The sequence below is a fragment of the Streptomyces sp. NPDC104226 genome, assembly GCF_055584085.1.
This window is the reverse complement of the sequence record NZ_JBVJMS010000001.1, coordinates 106,559-125,910: the sequence shown is the minus strand read 5'-3', so window position 1 is coordinate 125,910 and position 19,352 is coordinate 106,559. Positions and strand designations below refer to the sequence as shown.

Below are 19,352 nucleotides of genomic sequence, written 5' to 3'. Positions count from 1 at the left end.
GCCCGACCCGTACCGACGCCCTCAGCTGCGGAAGTCGGCGAGGACCTCTCGGGCGGCCCGCGTGCCGGAGGCGAGGGCGCCTTGCAGCGAACCGGTCGCCCGGTGGTCGCCGCACACGTACCGGTGGGGGGCGAAGCGGGTGGTCCGGGAGAGCGGCAGCGGCGCGGGCATGGCGGGGAGCGCGTCGTGGACGGTCGTACGGTGGAGCGGCTCCCACGTCTCGGTGTCCGCGCCGTACACGTCCGACAGGGCCGCGCGGACGGCCAGTTCCTCCGCGGGCCCGGGCGTACCGAGAACCGATGTCGCCACCAGCGCCCTCCGGTCCGGGGAATAGCCGGCGTGAACCTCGGTGAGGACGCAGGTGTTCAGGAACCGACGCTCGGTGTCGACGACCAGCGTCGGCTCCGCCAACGGCGATCGCTCCGCGGCGTGATAGAGGGTCGTGACCGTCCTGCCGCGGGGGACTTCCAGCCCGGGAAGCAGCCGTGCGGCGGCAGCGTGTCCGGTGGCGACGACGACCGTGCGCGCGGGCAGCTCGCCCGCGCCGGCCAGCGACACGCCGTCCGGTGTGAGCGCGGCGACAGCGGTGTCGGTGTGCAGGACGCCATCGGGGAGGCGGGAGGCGAGCTGGGCCGGCACGGCACCGATGCCCTCGGCGGGCAGGCACACCGTGCCGCGCAGCAACGTACGCCAGACGAAGTGGAAGAACCGCGCCGAGGTCTCGAGCCGGTCCTCGAGGAAGACGCCGGACAGGAACGGCCTGAAGAACGTCTCCACGAAGCGGGGCGAGAATCCGGCAGCGGACAGTGCGCTGAGCGTGGTGGCGTCAGGACGGCTGCGAAGGCGTGCCGGGGCGGTCAGTACGTCGCGGGCGGACAGTACCGAGAGGGCCGCGAGGTCCCGGGCCGAAGCGAGCCGGCCCGGGAGGAGGTCACCGCTGTCCCGCAGACGCCGGGTGGGGTCGGTGAACCGCCGGCGCCCGTCGGGCGTGTGCACCAGGACACCGGGCGTGAACGGCCGCAGCCGCAGCGGACGCAGGTCGAGGCGGTGCTTGACCTGTGGGTAGGCGGTGTTGAGGACCTGGAACCCGCGGTCGAGCGTGAACCCCTGGATCCGGTCGGTGCGCATCCGGCCGCCCACGGCATCGGAGGCTTCGAGCAGGCGGACCCGCAGACCCGCCGCGACGAGGTCGGTCGCGCACGCCAGTCCGGCGGCGCCCGCCCCGACGACGACCACGTCCGGGCTCGGGCCGTCTGTCATCCCCATCGCGGACGTCCTTCCTTGCCGGCATCGTGCGGAACTCGGAACGCTACGCGAGCATCGACGCGGATCAGGCGCAGGCGCGCTCGGCCGGTGCCTCCTGATGAGCGGCTGCGCCGGACTTGCACCTCCCCGCCGCGTAGGCCCCGGGCGGACACGCGTCCCCTGCGGTCACCAGTGGTTGTGGTGGACCACCTCGGAAACCGGACGGCGGCGTACCGGGCCGAAGTTGCCCATCGGCCAGCCCACGGGTATCGCCGCGAAGGTGCGCATGCCCTCGGGGATGCCGAGGGCTTCCTTCCACTCCTGTTCCAGCATCAGGTGCCAGATGGTGATGTTCGCGGCGAGTCCGAGGCCTCGGGCCGCGAGCAGCAGGTTCTGCACTCCGGGGTAGACGCAGGAGCCCTCCGCCAGGGCCATGAAACGTTCCTGCGTCACCATCATGCGTTCGGTGGCCTCAGGCCCGAGGGCCTGTGCGGAGGCGGCGTAGCCCTCCCCGGTGACCCGCGGCTCGGGGAACTGGTAGCAGGGGACGATCAGTACGGGTGTGTCGGCGAAGTGGTCGCGCTGGTACTCGATGGCGGCGACCATACGGCCGTAGGCCGCCTTGTCCATCCCTTCGGGGGCCAGGGCGCCGGTGGTGGCGAGGTAGGCGTCCACGCAGCGCTTCCAGAGCGGGGCGAGGCGGGCCATGACCTCCCGGTCGGTGACGACCACGTACTCGAAGCGCTGCATGTTGCCACCGCTGGGGCCCCAGACCGCAGCCTGGACGAGCTGCTCCACGAGGTCGGCGGAGACGGGATCGGGCTTGATGCGGCGCATCGCCCGCATGGTGGACATGGTGTCGAAGAGGGACGGCTGGGTGCGGGTGTCCGCGCCGGTGGACTCGGCGGATGCTGAAGAAGCGTTCATGATCGCGGAGTGTAGACGCCGCGCATCCGCCGGCAGCAGGCGCGTGGGGCCGCTCCGTCGCACAACCGCCTTGAGGACCATGTGTGTTCCGGCCGGTGGGAGCCGGCCGGGCCGTCACCGGAGTCGCCCTTGCCGGTGGCTCCGCCGCCCGAGGGGTCCGTGACGCGCGCGTGAACAGTGGTCAAATACCCGGTCTGGGTGGTTTCGGACAGTCGATCTTGCGTCCTAGCCTCGCCGCATGCACACGTTTTCCCGCCGTCAGATCATCGGAACACTCGCGGCCGGTTCCGCCCTGTCCTTCCTGCCGCCCTCGCTGCACCAGGCCATGGCCGCGCCCCTGCCACGCGGAGGGCTCCGGTCGATCGAGCACGTGATCGTGCTGATGCAGGAGAACCGTTCCTTCGACAACTACTTCGGCACCCTGCGCGGGGTGCGCGGCTTCGGCGACCGCCGGGCCCTGCGCCTGCCCAACGGTGCCGGCGTCTTCGAGCAGCCCCGCCCCGGAGGCCAGGCCGTCCTGCCCTTCTCCGCGCGCAAGGCCGCCCTCGACGCCGGACGGCCCGAGGGCGACATCCAGTACCTGGGCTCGCTGCCGCACGGGTTCACCGACGGGGTCCAGGCCCGCGCGGGCGGCTGGTGGAACGACTGGATCGCGGCCAAGGGCCAGGGCACGATGGCCTTCTACGACCGCCGGGACATCCCGCTCCAGCACGAGCTGGCCGATCTGTTCACCATCTGCGACTCGTACTTCTGCTCCGTGTTCGGTTCGACCAACCCCAACCGGAACTACCTGTGGACGGGGACCACCGGATTCGAGCCGGGCGGCGGCGGGCGCGCGGTCACGAACGCCGCGTACGCGTACACCCACGCCGGCTACGACTGGACCACCTACCCGGAGCGGCTGGAGGCCGCCGGGGTCTCCTGGCAGATCTACCAGGAGTGGGACAACTTCACCGACAACGCGGTGGAGTACTTCAAGCCGTGGAAGCGGATCGGCGCCAAGATCCTGGCCGCCGGCGGGTTCACCCACCACACCACCGAGGAGTTCTACGACAGCCTCTGGGACCTGGGGGACGCCGAGCGCGAAGCCGCGCTGACCCGCTTCCAGAAGGGCGTCGACTCCCTGCCCGACGGCGAACGCCGCCTCTTCCTGCGCGGCGCACAGCGCTCCGCGCCGGGCACCCTGGTCACCCGCATCAAGGACGACATCCGCAAGGGAACCCTGCCCAAGGTCAGCTGGGTCGTACCGACGGCGGCCCTGTCGGAGCACCCCAGCTCCTCCACCCCGGCGGGCAGCGCCGGCCTGGTCTACGACCTGCTGGACGCGATCGCCAGCGACCCCGCGACGTGGGCGAAGACCGCGCTGTTCATCAACTTCGACGAGAACGACGGCTACTTCGACCACGTTCCGTCGCCCACCGCGCCCCGCCCCGACAGCGGGGACGGCGACGACTGGACCGGCGGGCGGCCCGTCGGTCCCGGCCCCCGCGTGCCCATGACCGTCGTCTCGCCGTGGACGGTCGGCGGGTTCGTCGACTCCGAAGCCTTCGACCACACCTCGGTCATCCGCTTCCTGGAGAAGTGGACCGGGGTCCAGGAGCCCAACATCAGCGCCTGGCGCCGCAGCGTGTTCGGCGACCTCACCTCAGCCTTCGATTTCGACCGCGCGCGCCGCAAGCCCCAGGTCAAGACCCCCGGCCCGGTACCCGCCCCGACCGGCCGCTGGAACCCGGGACCCCCCGCCCAGCAGGTGCTGCCGACCCAGGAGACCGGCGTACGGCCCACGCGCCCCTCCCCGTACCGGCTGTCGCTGCGCGCCGACGTCACGGCCGGCGAGGTCCGCCTGCGCCTGGACAACAACGGCTCACGGGCCGCCGCCCTCACCGCGTACCCGGGGGACGCCACCGCCCCCCGGAACTGGACCGTCGCGGGCCGGGACAGCGCCTCGGCCACGCTCGCGCACGGAGCCGAGGGGTACGATGTGCAGGTCCACGGGCCGGGCTGGTCGCTGTGGGAGCTACGGGGCTCCGCCGCGGGCGCCGAGGCGACCGTCTCCCAGCAGCCCGGGAAGCGCACCGTCGACATCGAGTGCGTCAACCCGTCCGCACGCGCCCGGACACTGCTGGTGGGGGAGAGCACCTACGCCCGCCGAGGCCACGACCGCGTCGAGACCGTGCGCCTGGCGCCCGGACGCAAGCGCACCGTCAGCCTGCCCGTCGCAGCCCACGGCTGGTACGACGTCGTGGTCCTCGACCAGGACGACCCGCGCTACCTGCGCCGCGCCACCGGGCGCCTCGCCGACGAGCGGGAGGGAACCAGCGACCCGGCGACCGGCACCCCGGCGCCACTGACCACCACGATCACACTGCCGAAGCCGCTCCCTCCGCTGGACGCCCCCCTGGTGCAGAACGACCCGGCCGAGGTCGTCGTGACCGTCCGCAACCAGCAGGCCGGCCGGCTGCGCGACCTCGCGGTGGCCCTCGTCGTGCCGCCCGGCTGGACCGCGAAGCCGCACGGGAACGTTCCGCGGGGTCTGGACCAGGGCGCGTCCGTCGACGTCCGCTTCACCGTCACCCCGGCCCCCGACGCCACCACCGGCCTGCTGCTGGCCGCCGTGCACGGCGAGGGCTCCGGTCTGCTGCGGCACGCAGACGCCCGGGTGCGGGCGGCCGTCGCCCCCGCGGTGAGCGTGGCCCTGACCGCGCCCGCGTCCTCGCCGGGCACCGACGGCTGCGTCTTCTCACCGGACAAGCCGCTCGCCGTGACCGCGACCGTGACCAACGCGGGCAGCACGCCCCTCCGTGGCCTGTCGGTCGCCCTCGCCGCCCCGGACGGCTTCACCGCCACCCCGGCCTCCGCGGTCCCGGCCTCGATCGCGCCCCGCTCCTCGGGCACGGTCGTGTGGAACGTGAGCGCCCCGGCCTCCGCGGCCCGTACCGCGGCGCGGCTCGACGTCACCGTCCGCGCGGGAGCCCCCGGCGAGCGGAACACGTCGGCGACGCTGGCCGGCCGTGTCGGCCCGGTCATGACCGGACACCTCCTGGCCGAGGACTTCGAGTCCCTCGCGCCCCTCCTCGCACCGGCCGCCGACCTCTCCCGGCCCGGCCTGACCGGCTGGACCCGTACCCCGCCGGAGGGCTGGACGGTCACCAACGCCCCGGGCATGCCGCAGGGCACCCGGGAGCTGAACGGCTGGACCTTCCTCACCCGGCAGTTCTGGTTCCCCGGAGGCCAGGAGCGTCCCGCCTTCGACCGCGCCCTCGGCATCATCGCCGTCGCCGACCCCGACGACTGGGACGACACGGGCAGTCCTTCCGCGCGCGGCACCTTCGATTCGACGCTGACCACGCCCCCGGTCCCGATCCCGGCGCGAACCGGGACGCTGTACCTGGCCTTCGACTCGCACTACCGCCAGGAAAGCCCCCAGGAGGCGGAGGTGACCGTCGTCTTCGACACCGGCGAGACCTCGCGGGTGATCCACTACTCCAGTGCGCAGTCGGGGAACACCAACGCGGGCCAGGACCAGCGGAACCGGCTGGTGACCGGCTCCGTGCCCGTGCCGCCGGGCGCGACCTCGGCCAAGGCGGCCTTCCGCGTCCACCAGGCCGGCAACAACTGGTTCTGGGCCGTGGACAACGTCCGCCTGTCGACGTCCCCCGTCACGGACGCCTGAGCGGCGCGGCCCACGGAGCGGACGGCCCCTGCCCGGCCCGGTCAGGGGCCGTCCACCGCCACATGGTGGTCGCCCGCGCCGGGACACGCGTGGCGGACGCCCGGGCCTTGGTGCGCGGCCCGGACCGCAAGCCCCCTGGTCGGCCTTGAAACAGTGGGGCCGGTCGGGCCGACCTGCAAAAGTAGGCCGCACCCTAGTTTTGCAGGTGCATTTTCGTGGTCCGAATCCGGTGCACTGGGTTTGCTGGACCGATAGCGGAGCCATGGGGGCTCCGACGAACGTCCTGCCCTGAGGAACCACATGCTCGCAAGAGGCTTCCACGTGCTGCGAAGGCTCGCTTTGTCCGTCCTTCCGCTGCTCGTTCTGGCGGCGGCCCTGCCCGCCGCCACGTCCGCGTCGGCCGCGTCCGGCAACAAGTACGGAATGGCGCGCCTCGACCAGTGGTCGTGGGTGACGACCCACAACTCGTACGCGACCTCGGGGATCCTGCCGCCGCGCAACCAGTCGCGCGACATTTCGCGACAGTTGGGCGACGGCGTGCGCGCGCTGATGCTCGATACCTACGACGTCTCCGTGAACCAGGAGGGCGACGTCGACCTGATGCTCTGCCACTCCACGGCGGTCTGCTTCGAGAGCTTTCGCGGCGGACTCGCGAGGGTCGTGGACTACCTGCAGGCCCACCGCGAGGAAGTGGTCACCGTCTTCCTGGAGAACTACGCGAGCCGCGCGTCGCTCACCCAGGCCGTCGCGGACGTGCTGGAGTCCAAGAACGCGAAGGACCTGCTGTTCTCGTCCACGGACTACGACATCGACCGCAAGAACTGGCCGCTCCTGCGCTCCATGGTTGCCGACAACCACCGCTTGGTGGTGCTCCAGGACAAGTGGGCCGAAGACGTCCCCGTCACCGGGGCCGGCGGCGCCCAGTACGGGACCCTCATGTACACCTGGAACCGCACGGTGGAGACGCTCTACGACTACTCCGACCGGCCCGGCGGCTGTGAGGCGCGCACGGGCAACGGGCTCGGGACCAATCCCATGCCGGGCACGTCCCTGACCCCGCTGTACACGATGAACCAGTTCGATTCGAGCGTGCCGAACCCGGAGGCCCGTGCACCGGGGGACAACGGCGCGGCGCTCAAGTCCCGCATCAAGGAATGCCGCGACGGCGTCGCGAAGCGCAACCCGAACTACGCCGCCGTCAACTTCTACGAGAAGGGCGACAGCAACGGTGTCACGCCCCTGTCGGTGGTGAACGAGCTCAACGACACCAGCTACACCTACGCACCGCACCCGGCGCTGTGGACGGTCAACGCCTCCAAGCAGTACATCGGCCAGACCTCGGAGACCACTGCCACCAACCGGTGCATGGTCCGCGGTGACGAGTTCGCGGACGGCAGCGGCGGCCTGGTGACCCAGCGGGTCTGTGCGACTCCGGCGCCCAGCAGCCACCAGTGGACGGCCACCAAGCCGACCTATGACGGCAAGGGCTTCTACTGGATCAAGGCGGGGAACGGCAGCTGCCTGACCGTGCCCTGGAACAACGGCACGCCGCCCGGCAACGGGACGCAGCTCTTCTGGTGGCCGTGCGAGACCAAGAACTTCTCCGGCAGCCAGCTGTGGAACGTCATCCCGGTCGACCAGTACGGCGGTACCCGCGCCTATTACTTCATCAACCAGTGGACGGGCAAGTGCCTGACCATGGACCCGGCGACGATCAGCGCGAAGCCCGGCAAGGTCACCCAGAGTTCCTGCCCGACCCGCTGATCCTCCCCCCGACCAGGGCCCGGCCACCACCTCGGCCGGGCCCTCGACGCACCGGTCGGGCCTACGGGGTGGTGCGTTCCGGGAAGGTGAAGGTGTAGCCCTGCGACCTGAGCCACGGCAGGTACTCCTTGAGTGCCGCGACCGTCTCGCTGCGGTCGCCGCCCCCGTCGTGGAAGAGGACCGTGGGCTGCGCGGGCAGCTTCCCCTCCACGGTGGCGACGATCGCCGGCAGGCCCGGCCTGCTCCAGTCCTTGGGATCCACGCTCCAGCCCAGGGGGCGCATCCCGCTCGCCGCGGCTATCGCCCGGCTGTCGGGGGTGAAGGCGCCGCCCGGAGCCCGGTAGTAGTCGACCGGCACGCCCGGTGCCGCCTTCTCGATCATGGCCTTGCCGTCGAGGATCTGCTGCTCCTGATAGGCGACGGGCTTGTGGTCCATGGTCACGTCGTGGTCGACGGAGTGGTCGCAGAGGCGGTGCCCGTCGGCTGCGACCGCACGCACCAGGTCCGGGTACTGCTGCGCGCGAGTCCCGATCATGCAGAAGGTGGCCTTGACGTGGTTCTGCCGCAGCACCTCGAGGACCTGGGGGGTCCAGCGCGGGTCCGGGCCGTCGTCCACGGTGATGGCGATGTCGCGGCCCGTGCCCTGCGCGAGCCGGGAGATGCCCAGCGGAACCCGCGCGGGACCGTGGGCGACCGTGGCGGAGGCCCGGTCCGGTGCGTTCCGGTCGGCCGAGCCCGCCGGGGCGGCGACGGCCGGCGTGCCCAGGGCCGCCAGGAGGCCGAGGGCGGCGACCGAGACGGCGGATCCGGCCCGGAGGCGGCGTGCGGAACTGCGGGTGATGCCCATGGAGACGGTCTTCCTTCGTGCTCGGCCCCCCGGCTCACGTCAGCTGCGGGTCCAGGCTAGGCCGTCCGGTTCGGTGCCGTCCTCCCCCGATCGGCCCATCCGAAGGAGCTCCGGCCGTCCGGAACGCCCGAAATCGCCGCTCCGCCCGGGGACCGGGCGACGGAGGCGGGGCGGAGTGAGGTCGGTCACGTCACCCGCCCTGACCGCTCGCCCGCCCTGCCCCCGGCCCTCGGCCCCCGCTGTCAGCAGGCGAGGGTGCCCCGGCGGAGGGCGTGGCTGCTGGTGTTGCCGTCGTCGGACCAGGTCACCGGCTTGGTGCCGCCCACGCACTGATCGGCGCCGGCCACGGCGAAGCCCTCGTTGTTGAGGTCGGGCATCCCGCTGGGCCGGTTGTAGACGGCGACGGTGGCCAGGGCGCCGCCGGCGTCGACCTTGAGGGTGCGGTGCTGGCCGCCGCAGGTGTCGTCGCAGACCACCCACATGCGGGCGGCCTGCGGTTCCCACTGGAGCTCCATCACGCCGGACATGCCGCTGGACACGGTGGCCACCTTGGTGAAGGCGCCGGAGTCGAGCAGGACGTAGCCGTAGACCGTACCGGTGCCCTCGACGCCGACGAAGAACACTCCGCCGGCGTGGGCCGCGTAGTGGGCCGGGTCGTACGCGGAGCCGGTCGAGGCGTCCTTGAAGCCGGCGGCGGTCAGGGCGCTGTCCGGGACCCAGGTGATCGCCTCAAGCCCCTCGTTGGAGCCGGTCGACGGCAGGTCGGAGGTGAGGTTCCATTCCTTGGTGGCGGTCAGCGTGGTGGAGCTGCCGCTCACGTCGTAGCGCAGGACCGAGAGCCGGCTGGTGCCGGACGAGGCGCTGTTGCGCTCGCTCGCGACGAAGACGCCGCCCGCGGCGCCGCTGCCGGTGAGGGTGACGCCCTCGGAGTCGGGGCTGCCGGAGCCGCCGCCGGGGAATCGCAGGGTCTTGCCGGAGGACCAGCCGCCCGCGGTGTCCGGGGTCCAGCCGGAGCCGTTGGGCAGCAGCCGCCACAGCTTCCCGGAGTTCTGGGCGGCCCACAGCACCCCGCCCTCCTGGTACAGGCCGCTGAGGTCCTGGCCGAAGACGTTGGTGCCGTCGGCGGTGGCCACCGAGCTGCCGCCGGGCCAGGCGACCGGGGTGGTGCCGCCCCCGCCGCCGGTACCGCAGGCGTTGGCCGCGCCGAGGGTCAGCGAGGCCTTCTTGAACGCGCCGGTGCCGTCCGCGCAGCGGGACCACGAGGGGTCGGAATGCTCGCTCCACGTGAAGCTGTCGACCAGGGTGCTGCCGTCCGCCAGGTAGAGACGGGCCTTGTCCCCGGAGCCCAGACCGAAGGAACCGTGCACGTCGAAGGCCCGGAACGCGCCGGGAGCCAGGGTGGTTCCCGAGGAGATCTTGTACTTGGAGCTGTTGCTCTCGTCCTTCAGGATCCAGCCGGACAGGTCGACGGCCGTGGTGCCCTTGTTGTAGAGCTCGATCGAGTCGTCGACGTCCCCGGTGGTCACCACCTCGTTGATGCGGATGTCGTCGGCGGGTGCCGCCTGCGCGGGAGCGGCGACCAGCATGCCCGCGGCGAGTGCCGGTACGGCGGCGAGAACGATGGTGAGACGGTGGCGCCGACGGGGGGCGCGCGATGCGGTCACGGGGACATCCCTCAGGTGGTTGCGGTGTGCGAGGCGGCACGAGGCTCGCGTCCCGCCCCGAACCGCCACCCTCCGAGAGGGGGCCCTTCGCTGAACGGCGACCGAACGCTGCGCGACGTACCGGCCGCAGGTCCGGACATGCCCGACAACCACACCCGACACCCCCCGGGGTGTCCCGCCGGTCGGTCGCAGGAGCTGCAGAACGGCGGTGGTCGGCGCGTACGGTGACCCCGTACGGAAGGTACGCCACCAGACGCAGGGGAGACGGGCCATGAACGCGGTCGACTACCGGGGCCAGACCACGCTGATCACGGGTGCCAGCTCCGGTCTCGGCGAGGAGTTCGCCCGCAGGCTGGCCGCCCGAGGATCCGGCCTCGTCCTGGTCGCCCGCCGCGCCGACCGCCTGGAGCGGCTGGCGGCGGAACTCTCGGCGGAGTACGGGGTCGAGGCCACGGCCGTCCCGATGGACCTCGGAGCGGACCGGATCGGCGAGGTGCTCCTCGAAGAGCTGGCGCGACGCGGCATCACGGTCACCAGCCTGGTCAACAACGCCGGCTTCGGCACCTTCGGCCCGCTCCACCAGGAGGATCCCGCACGCCTGCGCCAGGAACTCGCCGTCAACGTGGGCGCGGTGGTCGACATCAGCCGTGCCTTCATCGGGCCCCTGCGTGCCCACGGCAAGGGCGTCCTCGTCAATGTCGCGAGCATGGCCGCCTACCAGCCCATACCCCAGATGGCGGTCTACGGCGCGACCAAGGCCTTCGTACTGAGCTTCACCGAAGCGCTCTGGCACGAATCCCAGGGCACCGGACTGCGGGTGCTGGCGCTCTCGCCCGGCGCGACGAAGACCGAGTTCTTCGACGTCGTCGGGACGACCGAGGTGAGCGGCGGCACCAGGGTCCAGACGTGCGAGGAGGTCGTCCACACGGCGCTGGCGGCGCTGGACCGCAAGAACCCCGGGCCCAGCGTGATTTCCGGCGCCCTCAACCGGGTGATGGCCGTCGGCGGCCGCCTGCTCAGCCGCCGCCAGATGGTCAACTCGGTCGGCCGCCTCATGCCCGCACCCGACCCGACCTCCTGAGCCTCGCGCCCCCTTCGCCGGTCTCCCGATTCTGGCCCGTGGGCCTCGCACCGCTCGCTCTCGGTCTGTTCTGTGCTGTGATCGCGACGGTCAGGGTGACCGTGGACCGGTGAGGTGTCACGGTCGGCCCGGCACTCCTGCCCCGCCCCCGCCTGGTCCTGCCGCTGGCTGCCATCGCCAGTTCCGCGACCACCCGCATCGACCCCGTGGCCGACTTCGGCGGCTGGGGCTACCGCCTGCGCCCCGGCCGGCGCGGTGTCGTACTCCGCTCGGGCGAGGCACTCGGCGTCCGTATGACCGACGGCATCGAGTACGTGGTCACCGTTGACGACGCGACCACCGCGGACCTCGGCACCCGACGCGCCCGGCTCACCGACGCCGTGCACCGCCTGGGAGCCACGGGCGCGGACCGGTTCTCGCACCGCGCGCACCGGCGAACCGATAGCCGCCCAGAGGGCCCAGGCACGGAGCGGGTGACGAGGTGCCACGGCGCCTCGGAGGGCGCAGGGCAGCCGGTAACATCCGGGAAAACGAGGGGGAGTCATGCGCGCAGGGGTGTATCTCGCACATCCACGGTCAGGAAGCTTCAACCACGCGTTGTTCGCTGCCGTCGTCGACGAGCTGCGCGGGCGTGGCTGGGAGGTGGCGGCGCACGATCTGTACGCCGAGGGGTTTCCTCCGTTGGTGCCGGCCCAGGAGACGGGGACCGTCGAATCGGCACCGGACACGGGTGACGCGCACGTGGCTCTGCACCGTGCGGAAGTGTCCGATCTGGACGCCTTGGTCTTCATCCACCCGAACTGGTGGGGCCTGCCGCCCGCCGTCATGACGGGGTGGATCCAGCGGGTGCTCGTACCGGGCGTCGCCTACAAGCTGGGCTCCGGGGAGGGGGAGCCTACGGGGCTTCTGACGGCGGGCCGGGCCCTGGTGCTGAACACCTCCGACACACCCGCCACCCGGGAAGCGGAGGAGTTCGGCGACCCGCTCGAGCAGGTCTGGTCGGCGTGCGTCCTCCCGTACGTCGGGGTCGACACCGTGCGGCGCGTCGTCTTCCGGACGATCGCGGACTCCTCCGACGCGCAGCGAGCGGCCTGGCTGGAGGAAGCCCGCCGACACGCGGCGGCACTGTCGCCGAGCGACTGATCCGGCCCCCGAGCGAACCTCCGAAGAGCCTCGTGCACAGAGCCCGTAGCGGCGGCTGCCCCGGCCGCCGCCACGGCATCGCACTACCGATCCACGAGCAGTCCGCGGACAGCCGATGACGCCGGGTACAGCGCCGACAATTCGACAAAGCCCCGCGAGACGGGCTGCCATACGCCGTGGTTCTCACGCTCGCCCAGTCGGTCCGCTTCCTTCGCGGTCTCGATCAGCCGAGCGGTAGTCGGGGGAACGGCCGTCGCGAATACCCGCCCGAGGCGGCGGCAGTGCACCAAGGGCGGGGAGAGCACCTCCGAGTACGGCTCATCGCCGACCGCGAGGAGATCAGGAGCGGCGCTCAAGGTCATGGGCTTCTTCCTGCCCTGGGGCCGAAGCAACTGGACCCAGATGAAGCAGGTAACCGATCGCCGGGGACGGACGGGCTCCTCCTCGTCATGGGGATGGACAACCGGTCCGCACTGAACGCGGTGCGATCCCTGGGGCGGTACCCCCGGCTGAACGCCTACTTCGAGCGCATCGTCCAGGCCGACGCGTCCACCGACACCTCGCCGAGGCACTCGCGGTCATGGGCGAATCCGGCCCTGCAACGCTCTCTCACGCCTGAGGGATCGCTTCTTCCCCGACGAGGAGATCGAGGAGATCTTCTCCTGGCGGCCCGGGTGTGGAATGAATCTGCGGACTGTTTTCACCTCGGGCGGTTAAAGCAAGCACTGCTGGTACTCGCGTACGTGGAAGTGTTCCGCTCCGCCCGCGCAGTCGCCACTGCATCAGCAAACCCATCGCTGCCGCGCGTACCTCCTCACCTGGGAAGACTCAGAACCAAAGCGGCTCGCCGCACCGGCGTCGGCCGTCTGTTCAGCTCCTCGGGCCGAGGCTATCGTCGGGAAAATGATGAAGTTCAGTGGTCAGCCCGCCGTTCCGGCCGCCGTCAAATCGTCGTTGCAGTCCTTGATCGACAATCGGAAATCGTTCAGCCCGCAGTTACGGGAATTCCTCGACCTGGTCGACGGAAACCTCACCTGCCACCTGTTCATCGACGCACTCGCTTCGGGCTGCGACGCGCACGGGTCCACCGGTGTGTTCGTGAGTCCGCCCCAGGCCCCGCAGGGCACCTTGATCGCGGAGGCCTTCCTGCTGGCACCGCAGATGATCCTCGCGCCGCACGAGTCGTTCATCAAGGTGACCGTGTTGGTGGGCCCGGGAACCGACCCGGGCCAGGCAGCGGTCACCCTGCTGCACGAACTGGAGCTCCACGTGGCACCCGCCGGTGACCTGCTCAGGGAGATCAGTCAGGACGTGCGGTCCGACGACGCCCGACTCGGGTTGGTCCTCGCCTACCTGCGCCGCCCCGACGAGCACGTAGCCCTCGACCGCCAGGAGCAGTACGTCCGCAGTGCGGCCCGGATCCGCGTTGCCACCGTGGGGAGTTCCGTGCACGACTGGGGCGCTCACCTGATGACAGGTGCCTGCGCGGACGCCGTTGAGCAGTTCGCGGGCTACGAGACCACCCCGGCGAACCGCGTGTCGAACTCGGGGGAGCGCGCGCGATGGCTGGCGGCCCTACTCGAGGCCCTGCGGAGCCGTGGCCCCGAGGCCGTTCATCCGGCGCAACTACCGCCTCGGCCGGCCGTCCCAGCCCGCCCCGCCGTCGACGGTGACCTGTCCACGCTGGTGGCCTTCAGGACGTTCCAGCGCGTCGACCCGCTGGACATCATCGACGAGGCGCAGGCGACACACGGCGCAACGGTGCTCAGTGTCCTGGACCTCTACCGGCACCGGATCATTCCAGCCCTCCTGGCCCAGGCAGGCCCCCTCGGGTTGACCGACCCGCCCCAGCAGACGTTCTTCCTGACCTACCACGGCGTGCCGGGGCTGATCGCCTGGGAGGCCGCCAACACCCCTGCCGGTGCCGCCGCCGACACCCTGGAGGACGTGAGGATCGTCCCGGCGTGGCCGCCGAAGGAGCGGGTCTTCTGGCTCACCCGCGAGGAACGCACCTCATGGGCCCGGGACACGGGCCTTCCCCGGTCGGTGTCCGACACCCCGGGCATCGAGAACGGAAGCCACCTCTACGTCGACGGCGTGGAGTACCGTGCGGCGGTGGCCGACAGCGATCGGGTGGGCGAAACCAGGCTCTTCGCCTACGGCCGCAGATACATGGCGCTGCGCCCGGTCCGCTGACCGCGCCGGCCCGCGCCGCTCGGCGTTCAGCTGCCCAAGCCGGTGCCGCGGCTGTCGGGCCACCGGCCGATGTCATCGCCGGGCGGAGACGTGCCGACCGAGGTGCCCCTGCGGTTTTCCGCAGGGGCACCGGGCGGGAACACGCATACCGGTCGTGATCTGCGGTTCCTAGGTTGGGAAGGGTCGTCCGGCAGGCCCGCCGGGGGACCCATCCCTGAGACCTGGAGGGCTCATGACGCCGTTCTCGGCCGCGACTTCGACCTCGACCATCCTCGCCCAGGAGCCCTCCGGCGGCATCGCGGGCTGGGCGGCCGGCCTCGTCGACACGCTCGGCGGCCCGGGCGCCGGACTGGCCATCGCCCTGGAGAACCTGTTCCCGCCGCTGCCGAGCGAGGTGATCCTGCCGCTCACCGGCTTCGCCGCCGGACAGGGCGTGCTGAGCCTCGCCTCCGCACTGTTCTGGACGACGCTGGGTTCGGTGGTGGGCGCCCTTGCCCTGTACGGGATCGGGGCGCTCTTCGGCCGGGAGCGGATGCACGCGCTGTGGGCACGGCTGCCGCTCGTGAAGGTATCGGACCTGGAGCGGACCGAGGAATGGTTCCGGCGGCACGGCACGAAGGCGGTGCTCCTGGGACGGATGGTGCCGATCTTCCGCAGCCTGATCTCGGTGCCGGCCGGGGTGGAACGGATGCCGGTCCCGCTCTTCCTCCTGCTCACCACCGTGGGCAGCCTGGCCTGGAACAGCGTCCTCGTCCTCGCCGGCTACGCCCTCGGCGACCGCTGGGAACTGGTCGAGTCGTACGTGGGCGTGGCCTCCAAGGCCGTCCTCGTCCTGGTCTGCGCGGCCGGCGCGACCTGGCTGGTGGTACGGGTCCGTGCCCGCGGGGCGGCCGCCCGTCACCGTCGCGCATAGGGTGGGCAGCGTGAGCGGGGGCGAACAAGGCGACAGCGGAGGCCGGTCGGCGGTCCGGCGGTCGGTCGGGGTGCTCGCCGGATGCCTGACGGCGCCGGTCGGCCTGCTGTACCTCCTGCTCGCCGGGCTGCCGCTCGGAGCCCTCCTGTTGTGGCCGCGCACGCGTCCGTACGCCCTGCGACTCCTCGGTTCCGGGGCCCGGCGGCTCGCCGAGGTGGAGCGCAGCCGGCGTACGCGCTTCTTCGGCGACCGGTTCCCCGAGGCGTACGAGGGCGGGAGCACGGACGCGGTCCGCTACCTGGCGCTCCGCTCCTGGTCGGGGCTGGTGTGCGGGATCGTTCTGGCACTGCTCGGCTACGGCCTGGTGCTCGGGGGACTACTGGCCGCCGGAGTGGTGCGCGGGACGACCGGAACGCTGGAGCTGCTCACACAACTGCTCCTCGGGGGCGTCCTGTTGTTCCTCGCGCTCCAGGGGCTCTTCGCGCTGACCGCGCTCGACACCCGGCTCGCCCGGGAATGCTTCGGGCCGTCGGAGCGGGAGGTGCTGCGACGCCGCATCGACGAGCTCTCGGTCAGCCGGGCCGCCGTCGTACGAGCCGTGGACGTGGAGCGGCGACGGATCGAACGCGACCTCCACGACGGGGTGCAACAGCGCCTCGTGGCGCTCGCGATGCTCATCGGGCGGGCCCGCCGCGGCGGACCCGCCCGGGATCCGGAGCGGGCCGCCGACCTCCTGCTCCAGGCGCACCGGGAGGCTCAGGAGGTACTCGCCGAACTGCGCGAGGTGGCCTGGCGGGTGTACCCCTCGGCGCTGGACAGCCTCGGCTTGGAAGAGGCGCTCGGCGGGGTCGCGCAGCGCTGCGCCCTGCCGCTGCGGATCGCGTACGAGGTGACGGGTCCGCTTCCCCTCCCGGTGCAGACGGCCGCGTACTTCGTCGTCTCCGAGGCCGTCACCAACGCGGCCAAGCACTCCTGCGCCTCGGCCGTCTCGGTCCGGGTCGCGGGCGTGCCGGGCGGCCCGCTGAGCGTACGGATAGAGGACGACGGCCGGGGCGGCGCGGACCCGGAGGGCAGCGGCCTTACGGGACTGCGCGGGCGGATCGCCGCGCTCGACGGCGTTCTGCGGATCGACAGCCCCCTCGGGGGACCCACCACCATCGTCGCGGAGCTGCCGTGCGTGTGATCCTGGCCGAAGACTCGACCCTGCTCCGGGAGGGCCTGGCCCGTCTCCTCGCGGAAGAGGGGCACGAGGTCGTGGGGGCGTTCGGCGACGCACGGACGCTGGTCGCCGAGACGGGTACGCTCCGCCCGGACGTGGCCGTCGTCGACATCAGGATGCCGCCGACCCACACCGACGAGGGATTGCGGGCGGCAGTCGAGATCCGGGAACGGCTGCCGGAGACCGGGGTCCTTGTCCTCTCCCAGCACGTCGAGCGCAGCTACGCGGCCCGGCTGCTGGAGACCGGCGCGCAGCGGGTCGGCTACCTGCTCAAGGACCGGGTGGCGCAGGTGGAGGAGTTCCTCGACGCGCTGGAGCGGATCCACGCGGGCGGAGCCGCGATCGACCCGGAGGTCGTACGGCACCTCGTCGTCCGCAGTGCCCACGTCGATCCGCTCGCCCGGCTGACCCCGCGCGAGCGCGAGGTGCTGCAGGTCCTTGCGGAGGGCTACACGAACGCGGCCATCGCCGGACGGCTCCACCTGTCCCTGAGCGCGGTGGAGAAACACCTCAACGCGGTTTTCGACAAGCTGGACCTACGCGGCAACGAGGGCCACAGCCCCCGCATCCTCGCGGTCCTGCGGTACCTGGGAGCGGTCTGAGCGGAGCACGGGAGCACCCGAGCGACCGGATTCCGTAGGCCGCCGCGACGAGGGCGATGGCCCCGGACACGAGAGGGGCCGTCAGGGCCGGGCGCAGCAGGGTGTGTGCGGTCGCGGTCACCGACCCGTTGTGGGAGATGAGCCGTACCGCCTGCTCGATGACGTTGTGGGCGCTCAGTGCGGACATGGTGGTCGTCTCCTCCGGGGGCTGGCGGGGCACGGTGCGCGATGTGTGCGGGGGATCGGAAGGTGCCCGGTCAGGCGGTCGCGTAGGAGGGGTCCCACATCGCCGCACGGATCGCGGCCGACAGGTCGGGGTGGTGGGCGCGCGCGACACCGTCGTGGACCGCGGCCGCGGCCACCGCGACGGCGACGGTGACCGAGACCTCGCGCAGTTCGGCGATCGACGGCAGCAGGGAGGAGCCCGGGTGGGGCTTTCCCGTGTGTGCGGCCACCGCGTCGGCAGCGGCGACGAGCATGCCGGGGGTGACGTGGTCGGCTCGGGAGACGACGGTGCCGAGGCCTATGCCGGGGAACACGAGGGCGTTGTTCGCCTGGCCGATGACGTGCTCGACGCCGTTGTGGAGGACGGGTTCGCTGGGGACGCCGGTGGCGCACAGGGCGCGGCCGTCGGTCCATTCCAGCAGGTCGGCGGGGCGTGCTTCCATTCGTTCGGTGGGGTTGGACATCGGCAGGATCACCGGGCGTTCGGTATGTGCGGCCATGGTGCGGACGATCTCCTCGGTGAAGGCTCCGGTGGCCGTGGACGTTCCGATGAGTACGGTCGGACGGACGCCCCGTACCGTCTCCAGGAGCGTGGCGCCGCCTCCCGGGCCCGGTATCCCGGCGGGGCGGGCGTAGGGGCGCTGGTAGTCGCGCAGGGCCGGGGTGTCCTCGGCGAGCAGGCCGCTGCGGTCGACGAGCCAGATCCGCCGGTTCGCCTCCGGGGCCGGCAGCCCGCCGCGCACCATGGCGTCGCGCAGGGCATCGGCGACGCCGACGCCGGCCGTACCGGCGCCGAGCACGACGATGCGCTGTGCGCCCAACGGCTGGTCGAGCGTGTGCAGGGCCGAGCACACGGCGGCGAGGGAAACGGCGGCGGTGCCCTGGAGGTCGTCGTTGAAGACGCGGGCCCGTGTGGCGTGGCGTTCCAGGACGCGGCGCGCGTTGCGGGAGCCGAAGTCCTCAAAGTGCAGGAGGGCGTCGGGGTAGAGGCAGCGGACCGTTTCGACGTAGTGGTCGATGAACTCCTCGTAGCGCTCGTCGCGGATCCGGGGGTGCCGCAGGCCCAGGTAGCCGGGATCGTTGAGGAGTTCTTGGTTGTCGGTGCCGACGTCGAGGACGACCGAAAGGCAGCGTTCGGGGCGGATGCCCGCCCCGGCCGTGTAGATGGCGAGCTTTCCTGCACAGATGGGAGCACCGTTGACGCCCCAGTCCCCGATGCCGAGGATCTGTTCGGAGTCGGTGGCGACCAGCAGGTCGACGTCGCCGGGCCCCAGCCCCCGTTCTTCGAAGGAACGCCGGACGTCCTGAGGGCGGTCGATGCTGAGGAACACGCCCCGGGGTGCGCGGAACTCGTGGCTGTACCTTTTGATCGCTTCTCCGACGGTCGGGGTGTAGACGACCGGGAGGAGTTCGGAGAGCCGATCGGCGAGGAGCCGGTGGTAGAGAACCTCGTTGCGGTCGTGGAGCTGCTCCATGTAGAGGTTCCGGGACAGGTCGTCACCGAGGCGCCGCACCTGCTCCCAGGCGTTCTCGGCCTGCTCCTTGAGGGTCGTGACGGCGTCCGGGAAGCGGCCGGTGAGGTTCAGGGACCGACGTTCCGCCAGGGTGAAGGCGGTGCCGTGGTTGGTGAACGCGTTGGCCATCGCGTCGGGGACGGCGGGAACCACGGGAAGCCCACCTGCGTGCGGAGCGACCACGGCACGGGGTGTACTCGGCCTCCTGGGCTTGCCGGGTTTGCTGGACGTGCTGGACGTGCTGGGCATGAGGGTCCTTCAGGGCTTCGGAGGTGGCGGCGGACCGTGGAGATCCGTTGACGGGCCGTCCTTCCACGCTAGGTCCGCGCACGCGGCCAG

General features: G+C 71.8%; 14 protein-coding genes. 8 read left to right on the top strand and 6 right to left on the bottom strand.

The genetic code is table 11. The annotated features are described in order from the left end of the window. Positions 1-21: 21 nt before the first annotated feature. Both ACZ60J_RS00625 and ACZ60J_RS00620 read right to left on the bottom strand, forming a co-directional pair. Positions 22-1,260, bottom strand: a complete 1,239-nt coding sequence (locus ACZ60J_RS00625) for an NAD(P)/FAD-dependent oxidoreductase (protein ID WP_469679073.1) — start codon at positions 1,258-1,260, stop codon at positions 22-24. Positions 1,261-1,431: 171 nt separating this feature from the next. Further along, a complete protein-coding gene (locus tag ACZ60J_RS00620; protein WP_469677657.1) occupies positions 1,432-2,172 on the bottom strand; it encodes a nitroreductase family protein in 741 nt (246 codons plus the stop codon). A gap of 238 nt (positions 2,173-2,410) precedes the next feature. Here ACZ60J_RS00620 and ACZ60J_RS00615 point away from each other — a divergent pair, with 238 nt between their 5' ends. After that, a complete protein-coding gene (locus ACZ60J_RS00615; RefSeq protein ID WP_469677655.1) occupies positions 2,411-5,845 on the top strand; it encodes a phosphocholine-specific phospholipase C in 3,435 nt (1,144 codons plus the stop codon). A gap of 300 nt (positions 5,846-6,145) precedes the next feature. Continuing rightward, entirely contained in the window at positions 6,146-7,609 is a 1,464-nt protein-coding gene (locus tag ACZ60J_RS00610) for a phosphatidylinositol-specific phospholipase C domain-containing protein (RefSeq protein WP_469677653.1), read from the top strand. Positions 7,610-7,670: 61 nt separating this feature from the next. Here ACZ60J_RS00610 and ACZ60J_RS00605 read toward each other — a convergent pair whose 3' ends face one another. Both ACZ60J_RS00605 and ACZ60J_RS00600 read right to left on the bottom strand, forming a co-directional pair. Next, positions 7,671-8,456, bottom strand: coding sequence for a polysaccharide deacetylase family protein (locus tag ACZ60J_RS00605; protein WP_469677651.1), 786 nt, complete (start codon positions 8,454-8,456; stop codon positions 7,671-7,673). A gap of 242 nt (positions 8,457-8,698) precedes the next feature. Next, on the bottom strand, positions 8,699-10,120 hold the full coding sequence (locus ACZ60J_RS00600) for a lamin tail domain-containing protein (RefSeq protein ID WP_469677649.1): 1,422 nt from the start codon (positions 10,118-10,120) through the stop codon (positions 8,699-8,701). Between the two features lie 271 nt (positions 10,121-10,391). Between ACZ60J_RS00600 and ACZ60J_RS00595 the strand changes: the two genes are divergently transcribed. Continuing rightward, on the top strand, positions 10,392-11,201 hold the full coding sequence (locus tag ACZ60J_RS00595) for an SDR family NAD(P)-dependent oxidoreductase (protein WP_469677647.1): 810 nt from the start codon (positions 10,392-10,394) through the stop codon (positions 11,199-11,201). A 543-nt stretch (positions 11,202-11,744) separates the two neighbouring features. After that, positions 11,745-12,344, top strand: coding sequence for an NAD(P)H-dependent oxidoreductase (locus ACZ60J_RS00590; RefSeq protein ID WP_469677645.1), 600 nt, complete (start codon positions 11,745-11,747; stop codon positions 12,342-12,344). Between the two features lie 83 nt (positions 12,345-12,427). Here ACZ60J_RS00590 and ACZ60J_RS00585 read toward each other — a convergent pair whose 3' ends face one another. Then, entirely contained in the window at positions 12,428-12,706 is a 279-nt protein-coding gene (locus ACZ60J_RS00585; RefSeq protein WP_469677643.1) for a hypothetical protein, read from the bottom strand. A 541-nt stretch (positions 12,707-13,247) separates the two neighbouring features. Here ACZ60J_RS00585 and ACZ60J_RS00580 point away from each other — a divergent pair. The 4 genes from ACZ60J_RS00580 (at position 13,248) to ACZ60J_RS00565 (ending at position 17,274) form a co-directional block, all read left to right on the top strand. Further along, positions 13,248-14,540 (top strand): hypothetical protein, encoded by a 1,293-nt coding sequence (locus ACZ60J_RS00580; protein WP_469677641.1) that lies wholly within the window; start codon positions 13,248-13,250, stop codon positions 14,538-14,540. Between the two features lie 232 nt (positions 14,541-14,772). Further along, positions 14,773-15,453, top strand: coding sequence for a DedA family protein (locus ACZ60J_RS00575; protein ID WP_469677639.1), 681 nt, complete (start codon positions 14,773-14,775; stop codon positions 15,451-15,453). 10 nt (positions 15,454-15,463) lie between these two features. Continuing rightward, positions 15,464-16,636 carry a sensor histidine kinase gene (locus ACZ60J_RS00570; RefSeq protein ID WP_469677637.1) on the top strand — a complete coding sequence of 391 codons (1,173 nt, stop codon included), beginning with the start codon at positions 15,464-15,466 and terminating at the stop codon, positions 16,634-16,636. After that, positions 16,627-17,274 carry a response regulator transcription factor gene (locus ACZ60J_RS00565; RefSeq protein WP_469677635.1) on the top strand — a complete coding sequence of 216 codons (648 nt, stop codon included), beginning with the start codon at positions 16,627-16,629 and terminating at the stop codon, positions 17,272-17,274. Before ACZ60J_RS00570 ends, ACZ60J_RS00565 begins: the two co-directional genes overlap by 10 nt. A gap of 257 nt (positions 17,275-17,531) precedes the next feature. Here ACZ60J_RS00565 and ACZ60J_RS00560 read toward each other — a convergent pair whose 3' ends face one another. After that, a complete protein-coding gene (locus ACZ60J_RS00560) occupies positions 17,532-19,166 on the bottom strand; it encodes an NAD-dependent malic enzyme (RefSeq protein ID WP_469677633.1) in 1,635 nt (544 codons plus the stop codon). Between the last annotated feature and the right edge of the window lie 186 nt (positions 19,167-19,352).

Excerpts from the sequence above, each read along its gene's own strand:
- ACZ60J_RS00580 (WP_469677641.1), top strand. The coding sequence starts at position 13,248 with ATGATGAAGTTCAGTGGTCAGCCCGCCGTTCCGGCCGCCGTCAAATCG.
- ACZ60J_RS00620 (WP_469677657.1), bottom strand. The coding sequence starts at position 2,172 with ATGAACGCTTCTTCAGCATCCGCCGAGTCCACCGGCGCGGACACCCGC.
- ACZ60J_RS00575 (WP_469677639.1), top strand. The coding sequence starts at position 14,773 with ATGACGCCGTTCTCGGCCGCGACTTCGACCTCGACCATCCTCGCCCAG.
- ACZ60J_RS00615 (WP_469677655.1), top strand. The coding sequence starts at position 2,411 with ATGCACACGTTTTCCCGCCGTCAGATCATCGGAACACTCGCGGCCGGT.
- ACZ60J_RS00590 (WP_469677645.1), top strand. The coding sequence starts at position 11,745 with ATGCGCGCAGGGGTGTATCTCGCACATCCACGGTCAGGAAGCTTCAAC.
- ACZ60J_RS00605 (WP_469677651.1), bottom strand. The coding sequence starts at position 8,456 with ATGGGCATCACCCGCAGTTCCGCACGCCGCCTCCGGGCCGGATCCGCC.
- ACZ60J_RS00610 (WP_469677653.1), top strand. The coding sequence starts at position 6,146 with ATGCTCGCAAGAGGCTTCCACGTGCTGCGAAGGCTCGCTTTGTCCGTC.
- ACZ60J_RS00595 (WP_469677647.1), top strand. The coding sequence starts at position 10,392 with ATGAACGCGGTCGACTACCGGGGCCAGACCACGCTGATCACGGGTGCC.
- ACZ60J_RS00625 (WP_469679073.1), bottom strand. The coding sequence starts at position 1,260 with ATGACAGACGGCCCGAGCCCGGACGTGGTCGTCGTCGGGGCGGGCGCC.
- ACZ60J_RS00585 (WP_469677643.1), bottom strand. The coding sequence starts at position 12,706 with ATGACCTTGAGCGCCGCTCCTGATCTCCTCGCGGTCGGCGATGAGCCG.